15 protein-coding genes are annotated in these 20,936 nt (G+C 31.5%); 8 read left to right on the top strand and 7 right to left on the bottom strand.

What is annotated here, in order from left to right; all coding sequences use genetic code 11:
* Positions 1-74 precede the first annotated feature (74 nt).
* The 3 genes from der to C8N26_RS04635 all read left to right on the top strand — a co-directional run bounded on the left by der (position 75) and on the right by C8N26_RS04635 (position 6,741).
* Positions 75-1,382: a ribosome biogenesis GTPase Der gene (gene der, locus C8N26_RS04645; protein ID WP_038005898.1), complete on the top strand. Its 1,308-nt coding sequence runs from the start codon at positions 75-77 to the stop codon at positions 1,380-1,382.
* A 78-nt stretch (positions 1,383-1,460) separates the two neighbouring features.
* On the top strand, positions 1,461-4,235 hold the full coding sequence (locus C8N26_RS04640) for an outer membrane beta-barrel protein (protein ID WP_120186263.1): 2,775 nt from the start codon (positions 1,461-1,463) through the stop codon (positions 4,233-4,235).
* Between the two features lie 121 nt (positions 4,236-4,356).
* A complete protein-coding gene (locus tag C8N26_RS04635) occupies positions 4,357-6,741 on the top strand; it encodes a GAF domain-containing protein (RefSeq protein WP_120186262.1) in 2,385 nt (794 codons plus the stop codon).
* A 3-nt stretch (positions 6,742-6,744) separates the two neighbouring features.
* On the opposite strand, the gene C8N26_RS04630 is transcribed toward C8N26_RS04635, so the two are convergent.
* Positions 6,745-7,974: a Pycsar system effector family protein gene (locus C8N26_RS04630; protein WP_120186261.1), complete on the bottom strand. Its 1,230-nt coding sequence runs from the start codon at positions 7,972-7,974 to the stop codon at positions 6,745-6,747.
* A 98-nt stretch (positions 7,975-8,072) separates the two neighbouring features.
* On the opposite strand from C8N26_RS04630, the gene C8N26_RS04625 reads away from it, so the two are divergent.
* The 4 genes from C8N26_RS04625 (at position 8,073) to C8N26_RS04610 (ending at position 13,784) form a co-directional block, all read left to right on the top strand.
* Positions 8,073-9,092 carry an XdhC family protein gene (locus C8N26_RS04625; protein ID WP_120186260.1) on the top strand — a complete coding sequence of 340 codons (1,020 nt, stop codon included), beginning with the start codon at positions 8,073-8,075 and terminating at the stop codon, positions 9,090-9,092.
* Positions 9,093-9,096: 4 nt separating this feature from the next.
* Positions 9,097-9,681 carry a nucleotidyltransferase family protein gene (locus C8N26_RS04620; RefSeq protein ID WP_120186259.1) on the top strand — a complete coding sequence of 195 codons (585 nt, stop codon included), beginning with the start codon at positions 9,097-9,099 and terminating at the stop codon, positions 9,679-9,681.
* A gap of 66 nt (positions 9,682-9,747) precedes the next feature.
* Positions 9,748-13,386 carry a ShlB/FhaC/HecB family hemolysin secretion/activation protein gene (locus C8N26_RS04615; protein ID WP_170141625.1) on the top strand — a complete coding sequence of 1,213 codons (3,639 nt, stop codon included), beginning with the start codon at positions 9,748-9,750 and terminating at the stop codon, positions 13,384-13,386.
* Between the two features lie 14 nt (positions 13,387-13,400).
* Positions 13,401-13,784: a DUF423 domain-containing protein gene (locus C8N26_RS04610; protein ID WP_120186257.1), complete on the top strand. Its 384-nt coding sequence runs from the start codon at positions 13,401-13,403 to the stop codon at positions 13,782-13,784.
* Between the two features lie 42 nt (positions 13,785-13,826).
* Here C8N26_RS04610 and C8N26_RS04605 read toward each other — a convergent pair whose 3' ends face one another.
* From C8N26_RS04605 to C8N26_RS04580, 6 genes are all read right to left on the bottom strand, one after another.
* Positions 13,827-15,317, bottom strand: a complete 1,491-nt coding sequence (locus tag C8N26_RS04605) for a M48 family metallopeptidase (RefSeq protein WP_120186256.1) — start codon at positions 15,315-15,317, stop codon at positions 13,827-13,829.
* A gap of 13 nt (positions 15,318-15,330) precedes the next feature.
* Complete coding sequence (locus C8N26_RS13550; protein WP_211327785.1) at positions 15,331-16,491, bottom strand: DUF6882 domain-containing protein; 1,161 nt, start codon at positions 16,489-16,491, stop codon at positions 15,331-15,333.
* A gap of 20 nt (positions 16,492-16,511) precedes the next feature.
* The gene (locus C8N26_RS04595) at positions 16,512-17,153 is read right to left on the bottom strand and encodes a hypothetical protein (protein ID WP_120186255.1); all 642 of its coding nucleotides are present in this window, start codon (positions 17,151-17,153) and stop codon (positions 16,512-16,514) included.
* A 33-nt stretch (positions 17,154-17,186) separates the two neighbouring features.
* The gene (locus C8N26_RS04590) at positions 17,187-17,597 is read right to left on the bottom strand and encodes a hypothetical protein (protein WP_120186254.1); all 411 of its coding nucleotides are present in this window, start codon (positions 17,595-17,597) and stop codon (positions 17,187-17,189) included.
* 92 nt (positions 17,598-17,689) lie between these two features.
* Positions 17,690-18,439, bottom strand: coding sequence for a LytR/AlgR family response regulator transcription factor (locus C8N26_RS04585; RefSeq protein ID WP_120186253.1), 750 nt, complete (start codon positions 18,437-18,439; stop codon positions 17,690-17,692).
* Between the two features lies 1 nt (position 18,440).
* Positions 18,441-20,276 (bottom strand): tetratricopeptide repeat-containing sensor histidine kinase, encoded by a 1,836-nt coding sequence (locus C8N26_RS04580; RefSeq protein WP_120186539.1) that lies wholly within the window; start codon positions 20,274-20,276, stop codon positions 18,441-18,443.
* Positions 20,277-20,442: 166 nt separating this feature from the next.
* Between C8N26_RS04580 and C8N26_RS04575 the strand changes: the two genes are divergently transcribed.
* Positions 20,443-20,895: a hypothetical protein gene (locus tag C8N26_RS04575; RefSeq protein WP_120186252.1), complete on the top strand. Its 453-nt coding sequence runs from the start codon at positions 20,443-20,445 to the stop codon at positions 20,893-20,895.
* Positions 20,896-20,936 lie beyond the last annotated feature (41 nt).

The following is a 20,936-nucleotide window of genomic DNA, read 5'->3' as shown; positions in this document are numbered from 1 at the left end:
AAAAACTATATACTATCTAAAATTCATCATAAATCATTTGCTAAATTGTATCTTTGCACAAATTTTTTTGCAAAATGAGTATTATTGCGATTGTTGGGAGACCAAACGTAGGTAAGTCTACCTTATTTAACCGACTAGTAAAGCGTCGTGAAGCTATTGTTGATTCTGTTAGTGGAGTTACTAGAGATAGACATTATGGAAAATCTGAATGGAACGGAAAAGAATTTTCTGTAATTGATACTGGTGGGTATGTAATTGGTTCTGATGATATTTTTGAAGGAGAAATACGTAAACAAGTTCAGTTAGCTATTGACGAAGCTGATATTATTGTTTTTGTAGTTGATGTTGAACAAGGAATTACACCTATGGATGCTGAAGTTGCTAAGATTTTACGTCAGGTTGAAAAACCTCTATTCATGGCAGTAAACAAGGTTGATAATGCGATGCGTGATGCAGATGCTGTAGAATTTTACAATCTTGGATTAGGTGAATACTATACGATTTCTTCTATTAACGGAAGTGGAACTGGTGAATTACTAGATGCTATTGTTGAAGAAATTCCTGAACCAGATGAAAATGAAGATAAACAAGACGAATTACCTCGTTTTGCTGTTGTTGGGCGTCCAAATGCTGGGAAATCATCTTTCATCAATGCTTTAATTGGCGAAGACAGAAATATTGTAACCAATATTGCTGGAACGACACGAGATTCTATCGATACTAAATACAATCGTTTTGGATTTGAATTCAATTTGGTTGATACAGCTGGAATCAGAAAAAAATCAAAAGTAAAAGAAGATTTAGAATTCTATTCGGTAATGCGTGCTGTTCGTGCTGTTGAACATTGTGATGTTGCCGTATTAGTTATTGATGCTACACGCGGATTTGAAGGTCAAGATGAAAAAATATTCTGGTTAGCAGAGAAAAACCGTAAAGGAATCGTAATCTTAGTTAATAAATGGGATTTAGTTGAAAAAGAAACCAATACCATGCGTGATTTTGAAGCTAAAATCCGCCAAACTATTGCTCCTTTTACTGATGTTCCAATTATTTTTATTTCTGCGTTAACTAAACAACGTATTTTTAAAGCTATTGAAACTGCTGTTGATGTTTTTGAAAACAGAAAACGCCGTATTCAAACAAGTAAGTTAAACGAAACGATGTTGGAGATTATGGAGCATAATCCACCACCAGCAACCAAAGGTAAGTTTATTAAAATTAAATACTGTATGCAATTACCTACGCATACACCACAGTTTGCATTTTTTGCTAACTTACCACAATATATTAGAGATCCTTACAAGCGTTATGTAGAAAATCAATTACGCGAACACTATAATTTTAACGGAGTTCCAATTAGCATTTATTTCCGTCAAAAATAATTTTAACAAAAATTAACTTCCAGAAAGTAGTTTTTTCTCTTTATTTGTAGCCAATTGAAAATCAAATTGCTATAAAAAATGAAAAAACTACTTTTTATTTTTACGCTATTATTAACTAGTTCAATTATAGCGCAATCTTACCAGTTCAAAATTACAGGAACAATAAACTCCGAAAAAGAAAAAACACCTATCGACGCTGCCACAGTTCATCTTGAGAGAGTTAAAGACAGTTCTATTGTTACCTACACTATTACAAACGATAAAGGAAAGTTTTCTTTAGAAGGAAAATCATATGATAAGAATGTAAAACTGTTTGTTTCGTATGTTGGAATGGACAGTTATTCAAAACATATTCAACTTGATAAATCTTCTACTTTGAATTTAGGTACCATTTCATTAAAAGAAGAAAGCAATATATTAAGTGAAGTTGTTATTCAATCTAGAGCTCCTATCACAGTTAAAAAAGACACTTTAGAATTTAATGTAAAATCGTTTAAAACGAAAAAAGATGCTAACGTTGAAGACCTACTAAAAAAGCTACCTGGTGTAGAAGTTGATGAAAATGGTAAAATTACTGTAAACGGAAAAGAAGTAAATAAAATTTTGGTTAACGGTAAACCTTTCTTTGGAAATGATCCTAGTATTACAACCAAAAACCTCACAAAAGATATTATTGAAAAGGTTCAAATTACTGATACAAAATCTAAATCAGAAGCTTTTACAGGTGAAAACGGAGATGCTAATAACAAAACCATCAACTTAACTATTAAAAAAGAAAACAATAAAGGTTGGTTTGGTAGAGTATCTGGTGGCGCTGGTACTGACAAACGTTTTGAAGGCGCTGCTATGGTAAATCGTTTTGACAATAACCAACGTTTTAGTGTATTGGCAAGTACAAACAATATTAACTCACCTGGGTTCAGCTTTGGAGAAATTCAAAAAATGTTTGGTGGCGGTGGTAATATTTGGATTGGTGGAAATGGCGGTTTCAGCATTAACGGAAGACGTTTTGGTGGTGGTTCCGGAATTATAAAGTCTAAAACTGCAGGAGCGACCTATGCAGATGAGTTTGGGAAAGGTTTAGATGTAAATGCCAACTATTTTTACTCTGGAAGTACTTCAAACAACGAGTCGAAAAGCAACAGAGAATATACCCTTCCTGATAGAAAGTATTTCTCTAATGCTGTTTCTTCCTCAGACGATGAAAACCACAATCATAGTCTTGACACTGAGTTTGATATAGAAATAGATTCTACTCTTTTAATTAACATCAGACCTACTTTCGTTTTTAATAAGCGTGAAGGAAGTAATCGTAGACAAGAAGAATCTTTAGATGAAAATAATACACTTACAAATAGCTATACAAGTACAGCTTACGCTACATCTGAAGCCAACAACTTTGAAAACAGATTAGACATTACAAAAAAAATTGGAAGTAAAGGTTCTTTTATAAAAGGTTCTATTACCAACCGTATTGATAAATCAGACACAGAAGAAATAAATAAATCTACTATTGAAGTTTTTGGCAGTTCTCCTAGTACAGAAATCAGAGACCAAAAAAGCTCTATTGAGAATGATTTAACCGGAATGACCACACAATTCACCTATCGTTTTCCTTTAGTTGCTAATAAATTCTTTTTAGATGCAAAATATCGTTATCAACGTGATGAACGAGAAAATAAAGAAAACACCTTTGATTTTAATGATACCACACAGCAATATAGTGACTTTAATACGGATTTAAGTTCTGATTTTACTTACAACGACATTACTAAAACTCCTTCAATAGAATTAGTATATAAAACAAAAAAATGGCGTTTTAATTTTGGAACTGGTTTTGTAAACAGAACCTTAGAAAACAACGACAAATTACGCCCTGAATTAAGCTTACAAAAAGATTATAATAACTTAGACCTTAACTCTAGTTTTAGATACCGCTTTGATTCTAAAGCTTCTGTTTATTTTGATTATCGTTTAAGCAATAATGCACCTAATATAAATCAAATACAGCCTTTTTCTGACGTAACCAATCCTTCTAATATTATTACAGGTAACCCAAACCTAAAACCTACTCAAAACCATACTGCATATATTAATTTTAATAAATTTAATTGGCAAGCGCGAACAGGTTTTTGGGTTTACATGAGGGGTAGCCTATACAATGATCAAGTAATTATCAATACATCTATTGATGATGACTTGGTTAGAAATACTACTTATGAAAACACAAATGGTGGTTATGATTTTGTAGGAGGAGGTAGTTATAGTAAAAAAATAAAACTAGATTCTATTGTAAGTTTACAACTTAGAGCTGGAGCGCATATTAGAACGGATAAAAACTTCAATATTTTAAATGATATAAAAGAAGGCGCTAAAACAACTTCACTTAGTCCTGTATTCAGAGCTACTTTAGAGTGGGATAAAATAGCTTCTATTGAAGGTAGCTACGATATTGATTTCTCAAATACAAAATACGACATAAACACTACCCAAAACAGAAACTTCACTAGACATTCTGTTGATATTAGAACCAAAACAAACATTCCAAAGAAATTAGAATGGAGAAATGATATCCGCTACACATATAACCCAAATGTAATTGGATTTAACAAAGCTGCTTGGTTTTGGAATGCTACCCTAGCCTACTCTGTATTAAAAGATCAAGGTACTATTAGTTTAAAAGCTTATGATTTATTAAATCAAAATACCAATGCACAACGTAGAGCTACCTCAAACTACATAGAAGACTCTGAAAGTACTGTGCTACAACAATATTTTATGTTAGGCTTTAGTTGGAAATTCAACAGCTTAGGTAAAAAAGGTAAAATTCGAGATTATAACTTTAGGTTTTAAAAAAAACTTACGAAACACTCTTCAAGTATTGATGAGTGTTTTTTTTTGAAAGGGAGCCTTGTTAAAAACGACTCTTTAGTTATCAATTTCGTAAATTTGTATTGATTCATTTTCTTTCCTTATGAACATAAGACGAACTAAAGACATTCAGAATATAGAGCTCCCTTTTAAACTTAAAATAAGTTTTGAAAAGATTGTTGCCTTATTTCAAAAATATGCAACTGAAGAATTTCAAAAACATCCATACCATCAATCCTCAATAAACATTGTTCGAGAGGCAAAAAAAGCTCCTGAACTAATTGATGGTTTTTCTGATGAATCTGTATTAGAAAAGCACAAGGATACTATCGAGATGTTACTTGAGCCCTTATTCCCAGAATTGTTATTAGAGAATGAAATTAAAGCGGTAAGTATTCCGTTTACTTTTACATCTTTTAAATTCACTAATCGATTTGAAAAAATTTTACAAGATGCTGGAGACGACTACGAGTTAAAAGTTCGTCATTTTGAAAATGATTTAATGTATAAGTATGCTTGTAGCATCATATTAACTGAGGTATACAACTACTCTATTGATATAAAACGTCCCTTTTATTTCGATATTCCAGATAAAACAACCAATACTATAAAAAATTATCGTGCCGCTTTTAATGCTGACTTTATGGAGATTTTCCCTACCGAAAATGCTCCGAAAATAACTGAAGAAGATATTAAATTTTTACTCGATAATTTTGACGACATTGATGTTTGGAAAGAAAAATTCCCCCTTGAATCGTATATCTTTAAGGGATTTGGAATAATGAATCTATTTGATGTTACAACCGATGAAATTATTTCAGAAATAAGAACTAGTCTCATAAAAAAAGATGATGATTTAGTTAGTACATTACAAGGAATATTTCGCAAATTCTTTGGAATAAATGATTTATCCTTAGGGTTTTCTATTTTTGAAACAGACTCAAACAACTTTGCTTCTTCCCATATAAACAAAGAAGAGAGTTTAGTACTGAATTATGAAAAAGATGTTTCTTGCGATTGTATTTTTTGTAATTATATTTTAGAAAAACTTTTTATAAACAACGAAACCCTTGCAATTTCTGATGTAGAGAAATATGGTAAAAAAACCGAAAATAAAAACTTTTATAAAAGATTAAAAGACAAAAATATTGGTAGTATTATTTTAGTTCCTATACAGGCTTCAGCTAAAGGAAATTTAGCAATTATAGAAATTGCCTCTCCTAGACCTTTTGAACTAAACTCTATCAACCAAAACAAGCTACAAGACTTAATTCCGTTATTTAAAATTGCAGTTGACCGTTTTTCTGAAGAGCATCAAAATATATTAGAAGCTACAATTCAAGAAAACTACACCTCTATTCATCCAACTGTAAAGTGGCGTTTTTATGAAGCCGCTGAACGGTTTCATAGAGAATCATATGAAGCAAAACAGAAAGTTAAAATTGAAGACATTATTTTTCCTGATGTACATCCTCTGTATGGTCAATCAGATATTAAGGGTTCATCTATTGCCAGAAACACAGCTATTAAAGAAGATCTAAATACTCAACTTTCTTTAGCTATTTCTGTATTGCTAGAAGCCTGTAAAATTGAAAGTCTTCCAATTTATAAAGAATTACGATTTAGGGTTGAAGAATATTTATCCGAAGTTAAAAAAGGTTTAAAAGCTGGTGATGAAATAGCCATTTTAGATTTTTTAAAACGTGATATCTACCCTGTTTTTAACCATATAAAAAAGGTTAACAGCCACTTAAACATTTTAGTTGAGGAATACATTAAACGTTTAGATCCTACCCTTCAAGTAGTATATGAAAAACGTAAAGCCTATGAAGATAGTGTTACTTTATTAAACGATAAATTAGCTTCTTTTATTGATGCTAGACAAGAAGAGGCTCAACAAATGTTTCCTCATTATTTTGAACGTTATAAAACCGATGGTGTTGAATACAACATGTATATAGGTCAGTCATTAACAAAAGAGAAAAAATACGACGACATATACTTATACAACCTTAGGTTATGGCAGTTACAAGTAATGTGTGAAATGGAGAATGTAGCCTTAAAAGCTGCAGAAAAGATGGAACATAAACTTCGAGTAGCTTCGTTAATTTTAGTACACAGCAATCCATTAGCTATAAAATTTAGAATGGATGAAAAACAGTTTGACGTAGATGGGGCTTACAATATTCGTTATGAAATCATAAAAAAGCGTATTGATAAAGCTCATGTTAAAGGCACAGAAGAAAGGTTAACTGTCCCGGGAAAAATAGCTATCGTATATTCTCAAGATAAAGATGCTGATGAGTACTACAAATACATTAAGTATCTTCAATCTAAAAATTTATTAGGTAAAGTAGAAAAATTAGAAGTTGAAGACCTACAAGGAGTTTCAGGATTAAAAGCTTTACGCGTAGAGGTAATTTATCAAGAAAGCTTTGACTCTCAAAAAACAATAACTATCGATGAGTTAATTCAGGAATTTAAATAATTTCTACAATAACTCCGAAACTAATTCTGCCACTTTTGAAGCATTTTCTTGTATATTAAAAGCTACAGCAAAAGCTATTACACTTACCAAAATACCTATCATAAAAACGGTATAGGTAATTCGTAGTAGCTTATATTTTCTATTTAACACTAACCCTAAGAAATATAAATCTTTACTAAGTGAACCATACAAATAGTCACGATCTTGCATCATCTCATTCATTGCCCACTCAAATTCTAGCAACTCCATCTGATGAAAATTTCCAAAGAATAATAAATTGACTTTTTTATTGGTTACATCTTCTTTTGTAAACTTTCCTTCGGTAACATTCGGTCTCGTTGCTAAAACTGACAACACTATTGAAACCACCGTAAAAAACACAAAAATTATAGTAGGAATAATCAAATAATGGTTTGACGGGTTATCTAACTTAGGGATTAAGGTAGACAAAGTCATCGAAATAATAATTGCATTTACCGAAAGTAAAATATTTGCTTTTGTATCAGCAATATCACTCAACGTTATATGATTGCGCATCGCCACACGAAACATCGTTTCTATTCCTCTTTCTGGTAGCTCTATTTTATTTTTCTTGTACGCTAGTTCTTCTTTCTTCTGCTTCAATTTAGCAGCTTCTTGTGCTTGCTTTTGCTTTTTCTTTAAAAGCTGCGCTATATTTTTACTCTTCTGTTTTTCCCAAAGTTTAGAAGCTTTACTAGTATAAAAGCGATGTTTAGTTAAAAAGTTAAGATTTGCATCGTCCCATTCAACATCTTTTATCGTTCTATTACAAACCAACTCTCTTTCTTTACGTAATAACTCATTGAAATCACTGTAGTTTTTACTCCCCACATGAGAACAATCAGCATCCTTTAAAATCTTTTCTACTTCTGTATTAGGACTAACCCCCATTTTAGTAGTAGTTATCAGTCTTGACACCTCATCAATAACCTCATCTGAAACCTCTTCATTTTTCAAAAAATCAGTAGCAATAACTACACTCTCTTCTTCATGATTATCTGGATTTACAGTATACCCTACATCATGGAACCAAGCAGCTAAAATCAATGCTTGTTTCTCCGCTTCTGAAAAAGTTTCTCCCTCAATTAATTCGAGTGTTTTTTCAACCACTCGTTGAGTATGCGCAATATTATGGTACACAAAATTCTTATCTAAACTTTCATTTAGTAAATCCACCACAAACTGCTCTGTCTTTTCTATCAAACTATTCATGAAAAAAGGTTTTTGCTAAAATAATAAATTATTAACCAGTATTAATTTTTAATAAAGTGATAAAAAAGTGTATTTTTAAAAGAGTTTTTTTACACAAAATGACACACGAACTTAAAGAAATTATAAGACAAGCTACCATAAATCAACAACAAGGCTTACAGAATGTTTTAGCAACGGTTGTAGATTTAGACGGCTCTTCTTATAGAAAACCAGGGGTTAGAATGCTACTTTCTTCTGACGGAAAAATAATTGGAGCTATTAGTGGAGGCTGTGTTGAAAAAGAAGTACAACGTAGAGCTCAATCGGTTTTTGAAAACAACAAACCTAAAGTAATAACCTATGATGGTCGTTATCGTTTAGGTTGTGAAGGAATATTATATGTTCTTTTAGAACCTTTTAATCTTTCAACTAAATTTATTGAAGCTTTCTCAGAAAATAATATTCAAAGAGAGTCGTATAACATTACATCTTTCTTTATAAAAGAAGATGAAGCATACGGGAATTTCGGTTCTATAATTCAATTTAACAACCAACAAAGATTTTCTTTCAACAAAGATTTTTATTCTGAAAAAACAGACCATTTAACTACTTTTAAACAAACCTTACAACCACTATTTCGCCTGCTTATTATTGGTGGAGAACATGATGCTGTAAAACTATGTATGCAAGCAACTCAGTTAGGTTGGGAAGTTGATGTAGTTACCTCTATAAAAGACCCAAAAGAGTTAGCTGATTTTCCAGGTGCTAAATCGGTAGTTGCTCAAACTCCAGAAGTAATTCAGCTTTCTCATGTAAATAACAATACTGCAGTTGTTATTATGAATCATAATTTTACATACGATTTGCGTTGGTTAATTAAATTACAAGAACAAAACCCTGTTTACATAGGTATTTTAGGTGCTGCTAAGCGACGTGAAAAACTGTTTAACGAACTATTTGAATTCTCACCCGATATTACTGATGATTTTTTAGAAAAAATTCATACACCAGCTGGTTTAAACATTGGAGCTGAAACTCCTGAAGAAATTGCGTTATCAATCTTAGCAGAAATATTATCTGTAATTCGTAACAAAGAAGTATTTTCTCTAAAAAAGATTACTGGACGAATCCATAACTAATGCGATGCAAAAAATAGCAATTCTCATATTAGCTGCTGGAAGCGCTTCCCGAATGGGAAAAATGAAACAATTGCTTCCTTATAAAAACACAACGTTACTAGAATGGATAATTGAACAAGCTCTAAAATCAATAGTTAAAAATGTATTTTGTGTATTAGGAGCTAATAAGGATACTATTGAAAAAAAACTTGCTTCAAATACCATTAAAATCATTTACAACCCTAATTATGAAAGCGGATTAAGTACTAGCATCGTAACAGGAATTGATTTCTTACAAAAACATAACTTTGACAATGCCTTAATAATGCTAGCAGATCAACCTCATGTTACTTCTGAGTACTTGAACTCGTTGATTGAAGCTTCAAAAAAGAACCCTTCTAAAATAATTGCCTCTAACTACCAAGGTAGTGTTGGAGTTCCTGCTATGTTTCCGAAAAAATATTTTAATGATTTGTTAAATCTAAAAGGCGATAAAGGAGCTAAGAATTTCCTATTACAACATAACAATAATGTTCTTAAAATTAATTCCCATCAAAACTTACTAGACATTGATACTCCTGAAGACTATCAGCATTTACTAAAGCAATAATTTTAGCTCAAAAAGCCTTATTTTTACATAACCAAAAAACAAAACATGAACTTAACCAAGTTTTGCATGTATCTAACTATAGCTGTTATAGTTAGTGGTTGTGCATCTTATAAAGCTAAGTACGCAGATAAAACTTCTCCAAGAACAATTCAAACAAATAAAGAATTGGTACACTCCTTTTATTTAATTGGAGATGCTGGTAATGCCGAAATGGGACAGACCACCCCTACTCTAAAATATTTCCAAGAAAAGTTAGCTAAAGCAACTAAAAATGCTACCACCATATTTTTAGGAGACAATATATATCCATACGGAATACCTAGTAAAAAACACAAAGATAGAGCCTTAGCTGAACATCGTTTACAAACGCAAATTGATGCTTTGCAAGACTTTAAAGGAAAAACAATTTTTATTCCTGGAAACCATGACTGGTACAATGGTGTTGATGGCTTAAAAGAACAAGAACGACTGGTTGAACAGGCTTTAGGTAAAGGTTCTTTTCTACCTGAAGGAGGTTGTGGTCTTGACAAAATAGAAATCAATGAAGACCTAACTTTAATTCTTATTGATAGCCGTTGGTTTATTATGAACTGGGATAAAGAGCCTAAAATGAACGATAATTGCGATATTAAAACTCGTGAACGTTTTATTCAAGAGCTATCTAGTTTGTTCAAAAAAAACAGGTATAAAAATGTTGTAGTCGCAGTGCATCATCCTTTATATAGCAATGGACCTCATGGTGGAAGCTTTTCAGTAAAAGACCACATGAAACCAGCACCAATTTTAGGTACATTGAAAAATGCATTACGCTCTCATGCAGGGATTCAAACTGATATTTTTAATAAAAACTACAGTGACTTTATTAATCAAATACAAGCTGTTTCTGATGATTTCACAGACAATGTTGTATTTGTTTCTGGTCATGACCACAACTTACAATACATAGAACAAGACGGATTTAAACAAGTAATTAGTGGTTCTGGTTCAAAACAATCGGCAGCTTTAGTTGGTTATGGCGCACAATTTACTTACGGTAATCACGGGTATGCTAGATTGAATTATTACAAAGACGGTTCAGCTGTTATTGAATACTACGCTGCCAATACCAAAGACGGACATAAACTCTTATTTAGTAAAGAAATTGTAAAACCAAAACAAACAAAAAACTATTCAAACTTTCCTGAATACGAAGAGCACAAGAAGTTTATAGAAACCTCAATTTATCCTCCTGAAGCTACTGATGTTAGTGGTTTTCATAAATTTATGTGGGGAGATTTAAATAGAGACAAATACGGAAAAACAGTAAAAGTTCCTGTATTAGAATTAGAAAATGTTTTTGGAGGTTTAACTCCTATTAGAAGAGGTGGTGGTAATCAAACAAATTCGTTACGATTAGAAAATCCTGAAGGTAAACAGTATGTTTTACGTTCAATGGTAAAAGACGGAAGTCGTATTATGGGAGGTATTTTAAAAGGGACGTTTTTAGTTGATGTGGTTCAAGATATTTTTACAATGTCTCACCCATATGCTGCTTTTGTACTTCCTGATATGGCAAACGCTGTAAATATTTATCATACCAATCCAAAGCTATATTACATGCCTAAACAACCTGCTTTAGGAAAACATAACGACATCTTTGGAGGGCAGTTATACCTATTAGAAGAACGACCTGCTGGAAACCGTAGTGAATTAGACAACTTCGGTAATTCAGATGATATAATTAGCACATTTGATGTGTTAGAAAAAATCAGGAAAAACGGTAAACATTCAATCGACCAAGAATGGGTTATTCGTTCGCGTTTGTTTGATATGGTAATTGGTGATTGGGATAGGCATGAAGACCAATGGCGTTGGGCTTCTTTTAAAACTGAAGAGGGTAAAAAATATTACCGTCCAATTCCTAGAGATAGAGACCAACCTTTTTCTAAGTTTGATGGAGTTATGATTCCTCTATTTCAGCAATTTGCGCCCTTAGTAAAGAACATGCAAACTTTTGATAACGATATCAAAAATATGAAATGGTACAATAACTATGCTCGCTTCTTTGATGCTGCCTTTTTAAATCAATTAACACTTGATGATTGGAATAAACAAGTTGAATATATTCAACAACATTTAACCGATGAAGTAATTGAAAAATCAATTCAACAATTACCAAAGGCTATTTATGATATTGATGGAAAAGAAACCATTGCTAAAATTAAGGCTAGAAGAGATAAATTAAAAGAAATTGCCAAACGTTACTACACAAAACTAAATAAAGTTGTACATGTAGTTGGTACAGATAAAGATGATAAATTTATCATCAAACGTTTAAATGATGAGGAAACTAGTGTTGTTGTTTTTAGAAAAGAAAATGAAATCTACAACCGTGTTTTCAAAACAAAAGAAACTAAAGAAATACAGATTTATGGTTTAAATGGAGATGATGAGTTTTTAATTTCTGGTGATGTACATGATGGAATTTTATTACGAATTATAGGTGGTCAAAATCACGATGTGTATACCGATAAATCATCTGTTGCAGGTTGGGGAAAGAAAACTAAAATATACGATTTTAAATCAAAGAAAAATACGATAAATCCAAGTTCTGAAACTATGGATTTACGTTCGGATAGTTATTTAAAAAACACCTACGACGCACACGACATCAATAACAATACAACTATTGTTTTTCCTAGCTTAGGAAGCAACCCAGACGATGGTTTCTTTTTTGGTGCTTCGGTAACATATACACAACAAGGATTCAAAAAACGTCCTTTTGCAAACCAACATACTTTAGCAGCAAACTACTACTCTGCAACTGGTGGATACGATTTAGAGTACAATGGTGAATTCACTGAACTGATTGGGAACTGGAGCTTGCATTTACGTGCTAAAGCTACTAGTGATAATTATTCTTTTAATTTCTTTGGGTGGGGTAACGAAAGTGTTTACGATCAAACTTTTGATTTAGATCACTATCGTGTTAAAAAAGAAGAAATAAGTTTTTCTCCTTCGTTATTAAAACGATTACGAGGTGGAAGCATTTTTAAAATTTCAGGAATTATTGAATCGATTGAAGTGGAAGATACTCCCAATCGATTTATCAATAATTTTGATAACCAGCCTACCGCTATTTTTGATACTAATTATTTTTGGGGTGGTGAGTTTAACTTTAATCACAACCGAGTAGACAATAGCAGTTTCCCTACCAAAGGTATGAACTTCGATTTAGCTGTTGGAGCTAAAGCCAACTTAGAAGATTTCGACAGACGTTTTGGTTACATTAAGAGTTCTTTGGCAATGTATCAAAATCTAGTATTCAACCGTTCATTAGTTTTTGCTTCTGAAGTAGGGACTCAAATTAATGTAGGAAATCGTTTTGAAGTTTACCAAGCGGCTACTTTAGGTGGTGAACGTAGTTTACGTGGATTTAATAGAGAACGTTTTTCTGGTACACAAAGTTTTTATCACAGTAACGATTTACGTTTGCGTTTTGGACGCATTCGTACAGGAATTATTCCTATGAAAATTGGTGTTACTGGCGGATTTGATTATGGTCGTGTATGGTCTCCGTATTCTCCAAATTCAAAGAAATGGCATACCAGTTATGGTGGTTCTTTATGGTTAAGCGGAATCGACTTGTTCACAGCTAATATTTCATACTTTAAAGGAAACTCACAAGAAGACAGAGTAGCTTTAAGTATTGGTTTTTCTTTTTAATTCTTAAAAAAAATATGACACAACAAATTGTATTAATTACAGGCGCTTTATTTGGTATGTTCGCTGTAATATTTGGTGCTTTTGGAGCACATGCTTTAAAGAAAGTTTTAAATGAAGAGCAATTAAAATCATTTGAAACAGGTGTAAAATATCAAATGTACCACGCATTGGTTTTATTATTTGTTGGAGGTTATTTTGACGCTCCTAGTTCGGCAATATATTACGCTTTTGTAGTTGGAGTTATACTTTTCTCCTTTAGTATTTATGGTTTGGTATTATCAGATGCAAAAGGTAAAAAAATGAAGTTTTTAGGTCCTATTACTCCTTTAGGAGGTTTACTACTAATTGTTGGGTGGGCACTTTTAATATATAACATAAGCCAAACCATACACGGTTAATATGTATGGTTTAGCTAACATGGATAAACAAAAATCATATTGTTAGTCAACACCCTGGGCGTCGCTGATTATTCTATCAATAAATTCAGTTTTTATATATAATTGTCTTGCTAAATTGTAAAGCACATCAACTTCAGCAGCATCTATACTTCCATCAGCATAAGAAATAATAGATAAATCTCTTAGAATATTTAGTTTTTGCATTACAGAAATTACAATATCTAGCTCTTTGGCTAACGCTATAATTTCATCAATAATGTCTTGCTCTGTTAATCCTTTAATGGTTAACATACATTGAGCAAAAACCGATGGTGACACAACACTACTTAATGCTTGTATTTCAGAATCATCCACAACACCATCTGCCTTTGAAATCATATAACCTCCTAAGAACATAAAACGTTGAATTTTTTCTGAATGCTCAGTTTCATTTCCTAAATCTTCTGGCTCCATTAACGACATAATTCGCTGTATTTCTAACTCCATTGCCTCCTCTGTTATTTCTCCATTAATTGCTGGATTAAATAACTCATATGTCTTACTCTTATTAAACAACTCTAATGCTTTAATACGAAGTGGACTAAATGGGTGACTACTATACCAATCTGAAGGATCGTGCGTGTCGTCATTTAAAACTTCTTCTAAATCTGAAAATTGATTAATGTATTCGTTCAATTTAAAATCTAAAGAATTAGAAGTTACTCCCGATGATAATTTAAAAAATGTTCTTGCTGCTGCTTCAAAACTCTTACAACATAATAAACCTGCTCTATCGGCACTAATTTCTGCGTTACGATTCCATGCATATAACTTCATGGCATGAATTGGTGCTAAGTCGTTTGCGCCTTCGTCTAAAATATGTTTTACTGGATAATTAAAGTGCTCGAATAATACATGTCCTATTTCATGACCAATAACAAAAGCTAACTCGTCTTTACTAAAGCGTTCTAAAATCCCTGAAGTTAAAATAATATATAATTTATCTTCATCTGGTGGATAACATGAAGCGTTGAATTTATCTTCTTGATACACGAAAAACTCAATATCTGCTTTTAGTTTCAATACCTCTTTACAATGATTCCCAATTTCATGAAGTACAGGAGCTAACATTTTTGTTAATCGTAAACTTGATTTTAACAGGTGTCTTCTCGACTTGAAAACTGGGTTGTTTTCTTTTATTCTTTCTAAGGTTTTTTGAATCAACTCATCTTCTTGAAACTTTAAAACATAATCTCGATCACCGTCATAAACCAAAGCGTTTAAATCAATTTCTGCTCTAGAATTATCATATACCTCTTGAATGTTTTCAGTAATATTTTTAAGATTTAACTCATTAATTTCTTCAATACGTTTTGTGTATTGTTCTGCTAATTCTTTTGCTATATTTTGAAAATGAACACTTGCTTGATGGATTAAATCGTTGTCACCATTTTGTTGAGCAAGATTCAAATCTTCCATCATTTTATTTTGCGCTTGAGTTAACGCTTCTTGATGTTCTTTTTCTAATTCTGATAATGTGGTAGATTGGTACATACTTTTTTCTTTTTTAAGCTCCTACTGGAACTGTTGAGTTAGACAATTTTAATAACCTTCCTTTTAGGTCAAAAATTCCTAAAATTTGATCCTCTCCTTTTTTCGCAACGATATTGTTTCCTGATACCTCAACCTCATATCCTTTTTGAACTAAATAGCAAAACAATGCGTGCTTGTGTTCAAAATCCATACGAGTTATTGTTTTTGAGAAGTGTGAACAGATTAAAGCCGGAATATTTATCTCTTTTTCATCCACTACATCAGTGTATAGCAATACATATACAGTTAGCCCTTTAAAAGGTAATGGAGCATAGCAACTTGCTTGGTTTACCCCTGTTGCTACAAATGAGAAATAATGACCAGGATCGTGTTCTGTTTCTATTTTTGATGATAGTAAATCTTCTATTCCATGACGTTCACCAAGAGCTTTCATTTGTAATGAAGCTTCTAAAAATTGTTCTGGAATACCACTTTGTTTATTTGCCCAAGCCCACAACCATGATTTTTCATTGTGAGAGTAGGTTCCTAATACTTGCATTTTAAAGGTAAGGTCTCCATAAGTTACCGTTCCTTGAAGCATATCACAGTTCCATGGTAAGTCTTCAACAACATCAGCTAAGTTATCTTGCTTTTCAAAAGCTAAAGCTACATATTGATTGTGCAACTGAGGCAAACTTAATTTTATAGTGTTATCTACCTTTCCTCCTACAATGTTATTAGGGTTTTCTGTACTTTCAACACTAGCTTCGCTTCCTGCAAATTCTTCTAAATGCGTTTCTAAAAGGTGTACAATTCTTTCCGTTTTTTCTTCCACTTTGTCAGCATTCATAATTGGGCTGTGATTAATGGTTAATACCCCATCTACAAAAGTGATTGCTCTTTCTAAATTATGCTCATTGTTTTCATTAACAATCTTTACTTCTTTTAATCCATTTTTTAGCAACTCTCCCCCAATCTCATCAATATTAACTGCTTTAATAGCTTCTATTAGCGGTTGAAAATATATTTTTGGAAACGTATCATTGTAAAGGTGAGAAAACTTATCTTCTACCAATGTATCCCATGCTATGTTTAATGATACGTTAAATCCTGCTTTATTATTTATTTCCGCTTCTAATGCTGGAAATGATTCGTTTTTAAATGTTTGAACTGCTCTTTTTTCTTTAAGACCCATTTTTTAATAATTTTATTATTCTACAGTACTTTTTCTATCTTTTCAATAAAAAGATTCTCTAATTCTTTTGGCAATACTTTAGTAATTTCAACACCAATTTTTAAAACATTTCCTTCTTTAGTTACTTGTAATGTTTCTGTATTAGTAATAGTAACTGTTTCTATTTCTTTCCATGCTGCTAACCCCATTTCATCCTCTACTATTAACTGTTTTGCTTTTAATAAGCTTGCAATAACATCTTTACAATTTAATCGAGCATTTGCTTCTTGTAATGCTGGTTTTTCAAATGATAAATTAATCGTTGCCTCTAACAAAGGTTCTTGCTCAAGAGTCCATCTTTTTAATTGTAAAACACTTATGGGATCTTCTCCTAATGGACGACTAATATTTCCTTTAGATAATGAAACTGCTATTTTTTTAGGATGCTTAATTCGTAAAACAGACACCTCTTGAAGATCGAAAAACAATACTTCTTGTTCTTCGGTTTTCATACACACAAATGTTTGGTATTCCTCTTTGGCAATGTCTACTATAAAGCCTTCTACATAAAGTCCGTTTTTTAGTGATAAAGCAATTTTTAATTGCTTTTTTTCTCTAAACATACTATGAATTATAGCTGCTGGCGATTGCGCTTTAAATTGATTGATATAATCTGTTTCCATAGCAATTTTATTTTTTTGGTATGAATTACTAGACTATAAATTGTTTTCTAATAAATCAACAAGTGCATCTGTTCTATCTTGAACTTTATCTGCATTTAAAATTGGACTATGATTTACTTGTAAAACCCCTTCTTCAAAGGTGTAAGCATGTGTTGGATTGTGATGATCGTCTTTATTGGTAATAACTACTTTTTTTAACGATTCTGTCAATGCTTCTTTCCCCATATCATCTGTAGTTATAGCAGAAAAGGCATCAATAAGTGGTTGGAAGTAAATTTTAGGATAACTGTCATCATATAAGTGTAAAAACTTATCTTCAAACATGGTTTCCCACTCTACATCAATTGTTACATCAAAACCTGCTGCGTCGTTTATTTGTTGTTTTAAAGCAGGGTATTTTTCTTCTTGAAAAGTTTTTGTAAATCTTTTTTCTTTAAGTCCCATATGATTGTTTTTTTAAGGTTATTTTCTATTATTCACCTCAAAACTACATGGAACTTTAGCGCTATTTTAATGAGTTTTATATGTGTTACTTTTTATTTTGTATTCGTATTAAAATTCTCTAAAAATTGTTTTAAATATGTTTTTTTTCTTGATGATAAAGGAACATTTTCACCACTTGATAACTTAACTGTATTGGCACTTACGGAAGCTAAATATTTTATATTGATTAAGTGAGATTGATGTACTCTAGCAAAGGCATGTGTACTTAAAATATTTTCGTAATACTTTAAGTTTCTAGCACTCATTATTTTTTTATCTGTAGTATAAAAAAGCGTATAACTTCCGTCTGATTGGCAACGTACAATATCATCTACATGTAAAAAATGTTGCTCTTCGGTAGTTTTAATAAGCAATGTTTTTTGAGCCTCTTTTTTATCAAACTCATTTATTTTGCTTAGTGCTTGCGTGTACTTTTTCTCTTTTTCAAAGTCCGCTCTAAAACGCTCTATACAAGCATTTAATTCGTCAGAATCTATAGGTTTTAATAAATAATCTACCGTATCAAACTTAATAGCTTTTATTGCAAATTCATCATACGCTGTGGTAAATATCATTTTAAAGTTTATGGTTTCTAAGGCTTCTAATATTTGAAAAGCATTTCCTCCAATCAACTCAATATCTATAAACACTAAGTCTAAATTATTGTTGCTTAAAAAATCTATAGCTTCATCTACATTATCAATTTTAGCTACAATTTCTATATCTTTTTGCGTGTATTGCAACAGTTTTGTTAATGTGTTTAGTGCATTAAACTCATCTTCTATTATAGCAGCTTTTATCATTTTATAACTTTAATTTAAATACAACTTTTGTTCCTGATGGGTGTCCATCCTTATCGTGTAAATCTTCTATGGTAAAAGATTTTTCTTCTCCTTTATTTCTTATCTGTAATCTTTCAATAAAAATATCGGTAGCGTGTAAATCTTTTGCTATTTTTTCTTGACTCTTTTTTTGCTTCCTTCCTACTCCATTATCTTCAATTTCAAAAAACAGTTCTTCACCTGTTTTTCGAATATTTAAGTTCAATATTCCTCCTGATTTCTTTTCTTTTAAGCCATATTCAATAGCATTTTCAACAAAAGGCTGTAACAACATAGGTGGTACTTTTACTTGTTTTGTATCACAGTTTTCAGAAATATTTATATGATAACTAAAACTATTATTGAAACGTAGCTGTTGTGTGTCTATGTAATTAGAAATCATAGCTAGTTCTTCTTCTAAGCTAATTTCTTCTTTTCGAACATAATCAAAATTTTGTCGAATAAGTTTTGAAAACTTAGCTATATAGTTTGATGATTTTACTGGGTTTCCTTCTAAAGTTATATTCTGAATCGCCGCTAAGGTGTTGAATATAAAATGCGGATTCATTTGAGCTCTTAACAATCGTTGTTCTAATTTTGAAGCTTTATTAGCCGCTCTTAGCTTATTATTATATCCAAAAAACAATGCTATAATTAAAATAAGTACCAACGATACAATTACACTAATTCCTAACCACCAATTTTGTTTGTTTATTTCTTTTTGATGGGTTAATGCTATTTCTTTTTCTTTAATTTTATAGTTCACATTAGCAAAATGAAGAAGTTTTTGGTTTTGCTTTTTACTCTTAACCACTTCTATACTATCCCGTATTATTTGATGGTTTAATGCTTTTTGGTACTGCTTTTTAAGAATTGCTATTGATATTAGCTTATCTCTTATTTCTAGTTCTTCAGAAAGATTGTTTTTACCCTTGTAAATTGACATCGCCTTGTTGTAATTTACCGCTGCCGAATCTAATTTATTGGTTACTAAAAAAAGGGTTCCTAAACCTTTGTATGGAGCTCCGTTAATTGTTTTAATTTTTTGGTTAAGTTTTACTGCACCTCGTAAAAACTTCTCTGCTTCTTCAAAACGTTTTGCTTCTAAATACGTGTATCCAATATTATTAAGAACACTTACGATAGTTTTTGGATCTTTCGCCGACTCACCCAAAGCTAATGCTTCCGAAAACTGTTCTAAGGCTTTGTTATATTGCTTTAACATTAAATAAACACCAGCAATATTACTTTTAATTGCTATAATTGAGTTAGGGTCATTTGGGTCGGTAAATAATTCTTCAGACCTTTTTATGTAAAACAATGCCTGTTCGTAATCTTTTAATATAAAATGAAGATTAAATAGTTGATTATTTGCCTTTGCTTGTAGTCGGGTATTTTCTATTTTTTCGCCTATTTCTAAAGCCTCTAACGCATACTTTTGAGCATCTTCTAGCTCATTTAGCTTCATACATGTAGCACTTAATGTTATTAAGCTCCTTCCTATATTATAATCATCTTTAAGATTTGTAAATAATTTGTAGGTTTCTAAGTGTATGTTTTTTGCCTCTATTAACTTATCGTTCAGGTAAAAAAGTTCTCCTTTGCTAAACAACAATAAAGCCCTGTTTTTAGAATTTTGTTTCTTTTCTAATAAACTATCTATTTTTCTTAATCCTTCTTTTGGTTTTTGTTGAGAAATACTATCAACAGCTAATAAATATTCTTGTAAATCTTTATCTACATCATTTCTTTTACAGGCTGAAAAAACTAAAAGGGTACAGACGATATATAAAAAGTAGCTTCTTTTAAACAATGGCATTTTTTTGTAAGTAATTAGCCAACTAAAATAATTATATATTTTCATTTCACCTCCTTATCCACCACTTTAACAAAACGTTTATAAAATAATAGTATGCGTTTATAAAACACCTAAAAGCCAGCCCCAAATTTCTAAGATATTTGACTAAAAAATTAAATTATTAATAATGAGTACAGTTGAAACTATAGAAGAAGTTATTAAAACAGGATCTTGTGATTTAACGAGTTTTGAAAAGATTGAGGAAATTTCTAAACCAAAGGTTAGTATTGATGGAGCTTATCTTTTAATTTATAATTGGCCAGACGATCCCAGTGGTGCTAACACTACTATTCACGTTGATCTTACCTATTTATTTGTACATAACGACCAAGAATACAAAGCTGTTACAAGAACAAAATTTTATGACTTTGATGTTGCTAAGTTTGAAAACTTACCTAAAAAATACTTTATAACCGAATATCATAAATTAGTAGAGCAAGCTTTGATATTATCTAAACAAAAAATAGAAGAAAAATTTGAAGAACCTTTAAGCTCTATTATTCCGTTTAGTTTTAGCCGAGAAGATTCTATTTTATTAGCTATAAATGCAGGATATTCTAGACAGATTGATTACGTATAGACACCCAAACTAGGTGTTGATTATTCCCCTAACTCTCTCAG

The organism is Tenacibaculum lutimaris (assembly GCF_003610735.1).
Lineage (GTDB): Bacteria > Bacteroidota > Bacteroidia > Flavobacteriales > Flavobacteriaceae > Polaribacter > Polaribacter lutimaris.
This window is presented reverse-complemented; position numbering and strand designations above follow the sequence as displayed.

Excerpts from the sequence above, each read along its gene's own strand:
- der (WP_038005898.1), top strand. The coding sequence starts at position 75 with ATGAGTATTATTGCGATTGTTGGGAGACCAAACGTAGGTAAGTCTACC.
- C8N26_RS04640 (WP_120186263.1), top strand. The coding sequence starts at position 1,461 with ATGAAAAAACTACTTTTTATTTTTACGCTATTATTAACTAGTTCAATT.
- C8N26_RS04635 (WP_120186262.1), top strand. The coding sequence starts at position 4,357 with ATGAACATAAGACGAACTAAAGACATTCAGAATATAGAGCTCCCTTTT.
- C8N26_RS04630 (WP_120186261.1), bottom strand. The coding sequence starts at position 7,974 with ATGAATAGTTTGATAGAAAAGACAGAGCAGTTTGTGGTGGATTTACTA.
- C8N26_RS04625 (WP_120186260.1), top strand. The coding sequence starts at position 8,073 with ATGACACACGAACTTAAAGAAATTATAAGACAAGCTACCATAAATCAA.
- C8N26_RS04620 (WP_120186259.1), top strand. The coding sequence starts at position 9,097 with ATGCAAAAAATAGCAATTCTCATATTAGCTGCTGGAAGCGCTTCCCGA.
- C8N26_RS04615 (WP_170141625.1), top strand. The coding sequence starts at position 9,748 with ATGTATCTAACTATAGCTGTTATAGTTAGTGGTTGTGCATCTTATAAA.
- C8N26_RS04610 (WP_120186257.1), top strand. The coding sequence starts at position 13,401 with ATGACACAACAAATTGTATTAATTACAGGCGCTTTATTTGGTATGTTC.
- C8N26_RS04605 (WP_120186256.1), bottom strand. The coding sequence starts at position 15,317 with ATGTACCAATCTACCACATTATCAGAATTAGAAAAAGAACATCAAGAA.
- C8N26_RS13550 (WP_211327785.1), bottom strand. The coding sequence starts at position 16,491 with ATGGGTCTTAAAGAAAAAAGAGCAGTTCAAACATTTAAAAACGAATCA.
- C8N26_RS04595 (WP_120186255.1), bottom strand. The coding sequence starts at position 17,153 with ATGGAAACAGATTATATCAATCAATTTAAAGCGCAATCGCCAGCAGCT.
- C8N26_RS04590 (WP_120186254.1), bottom strand. The coding sequence starts at position 17,597 with ATGGGACTTAAAGAAAAAAGATTTACAAAAACTTTTCAAGAAGAAAAA.
- C8N26_RS04585 (WP_120186253.1), bottom strand. The coding sequence starts at position 18,439 with ATGATAAAAGCTGCTATAATAGAAGATGAGTTTAATGCACTAAACACA.
- C8N26_RS04580 (WP_120186539.1), bottom strand. The coding sequence starts at position 20,276 with ATGCCATTGTTTAAAAGAAGCTACTTTTTATATATCGTCTGTACCCTT.
- C8N26_RS04575 (WP_120186252.1), top strand. The coding sequence starts at position 20,443 with ATGAGTACAGTTGAAACTATAGAAGAAGTTATTAAAACAGGATCTTGT.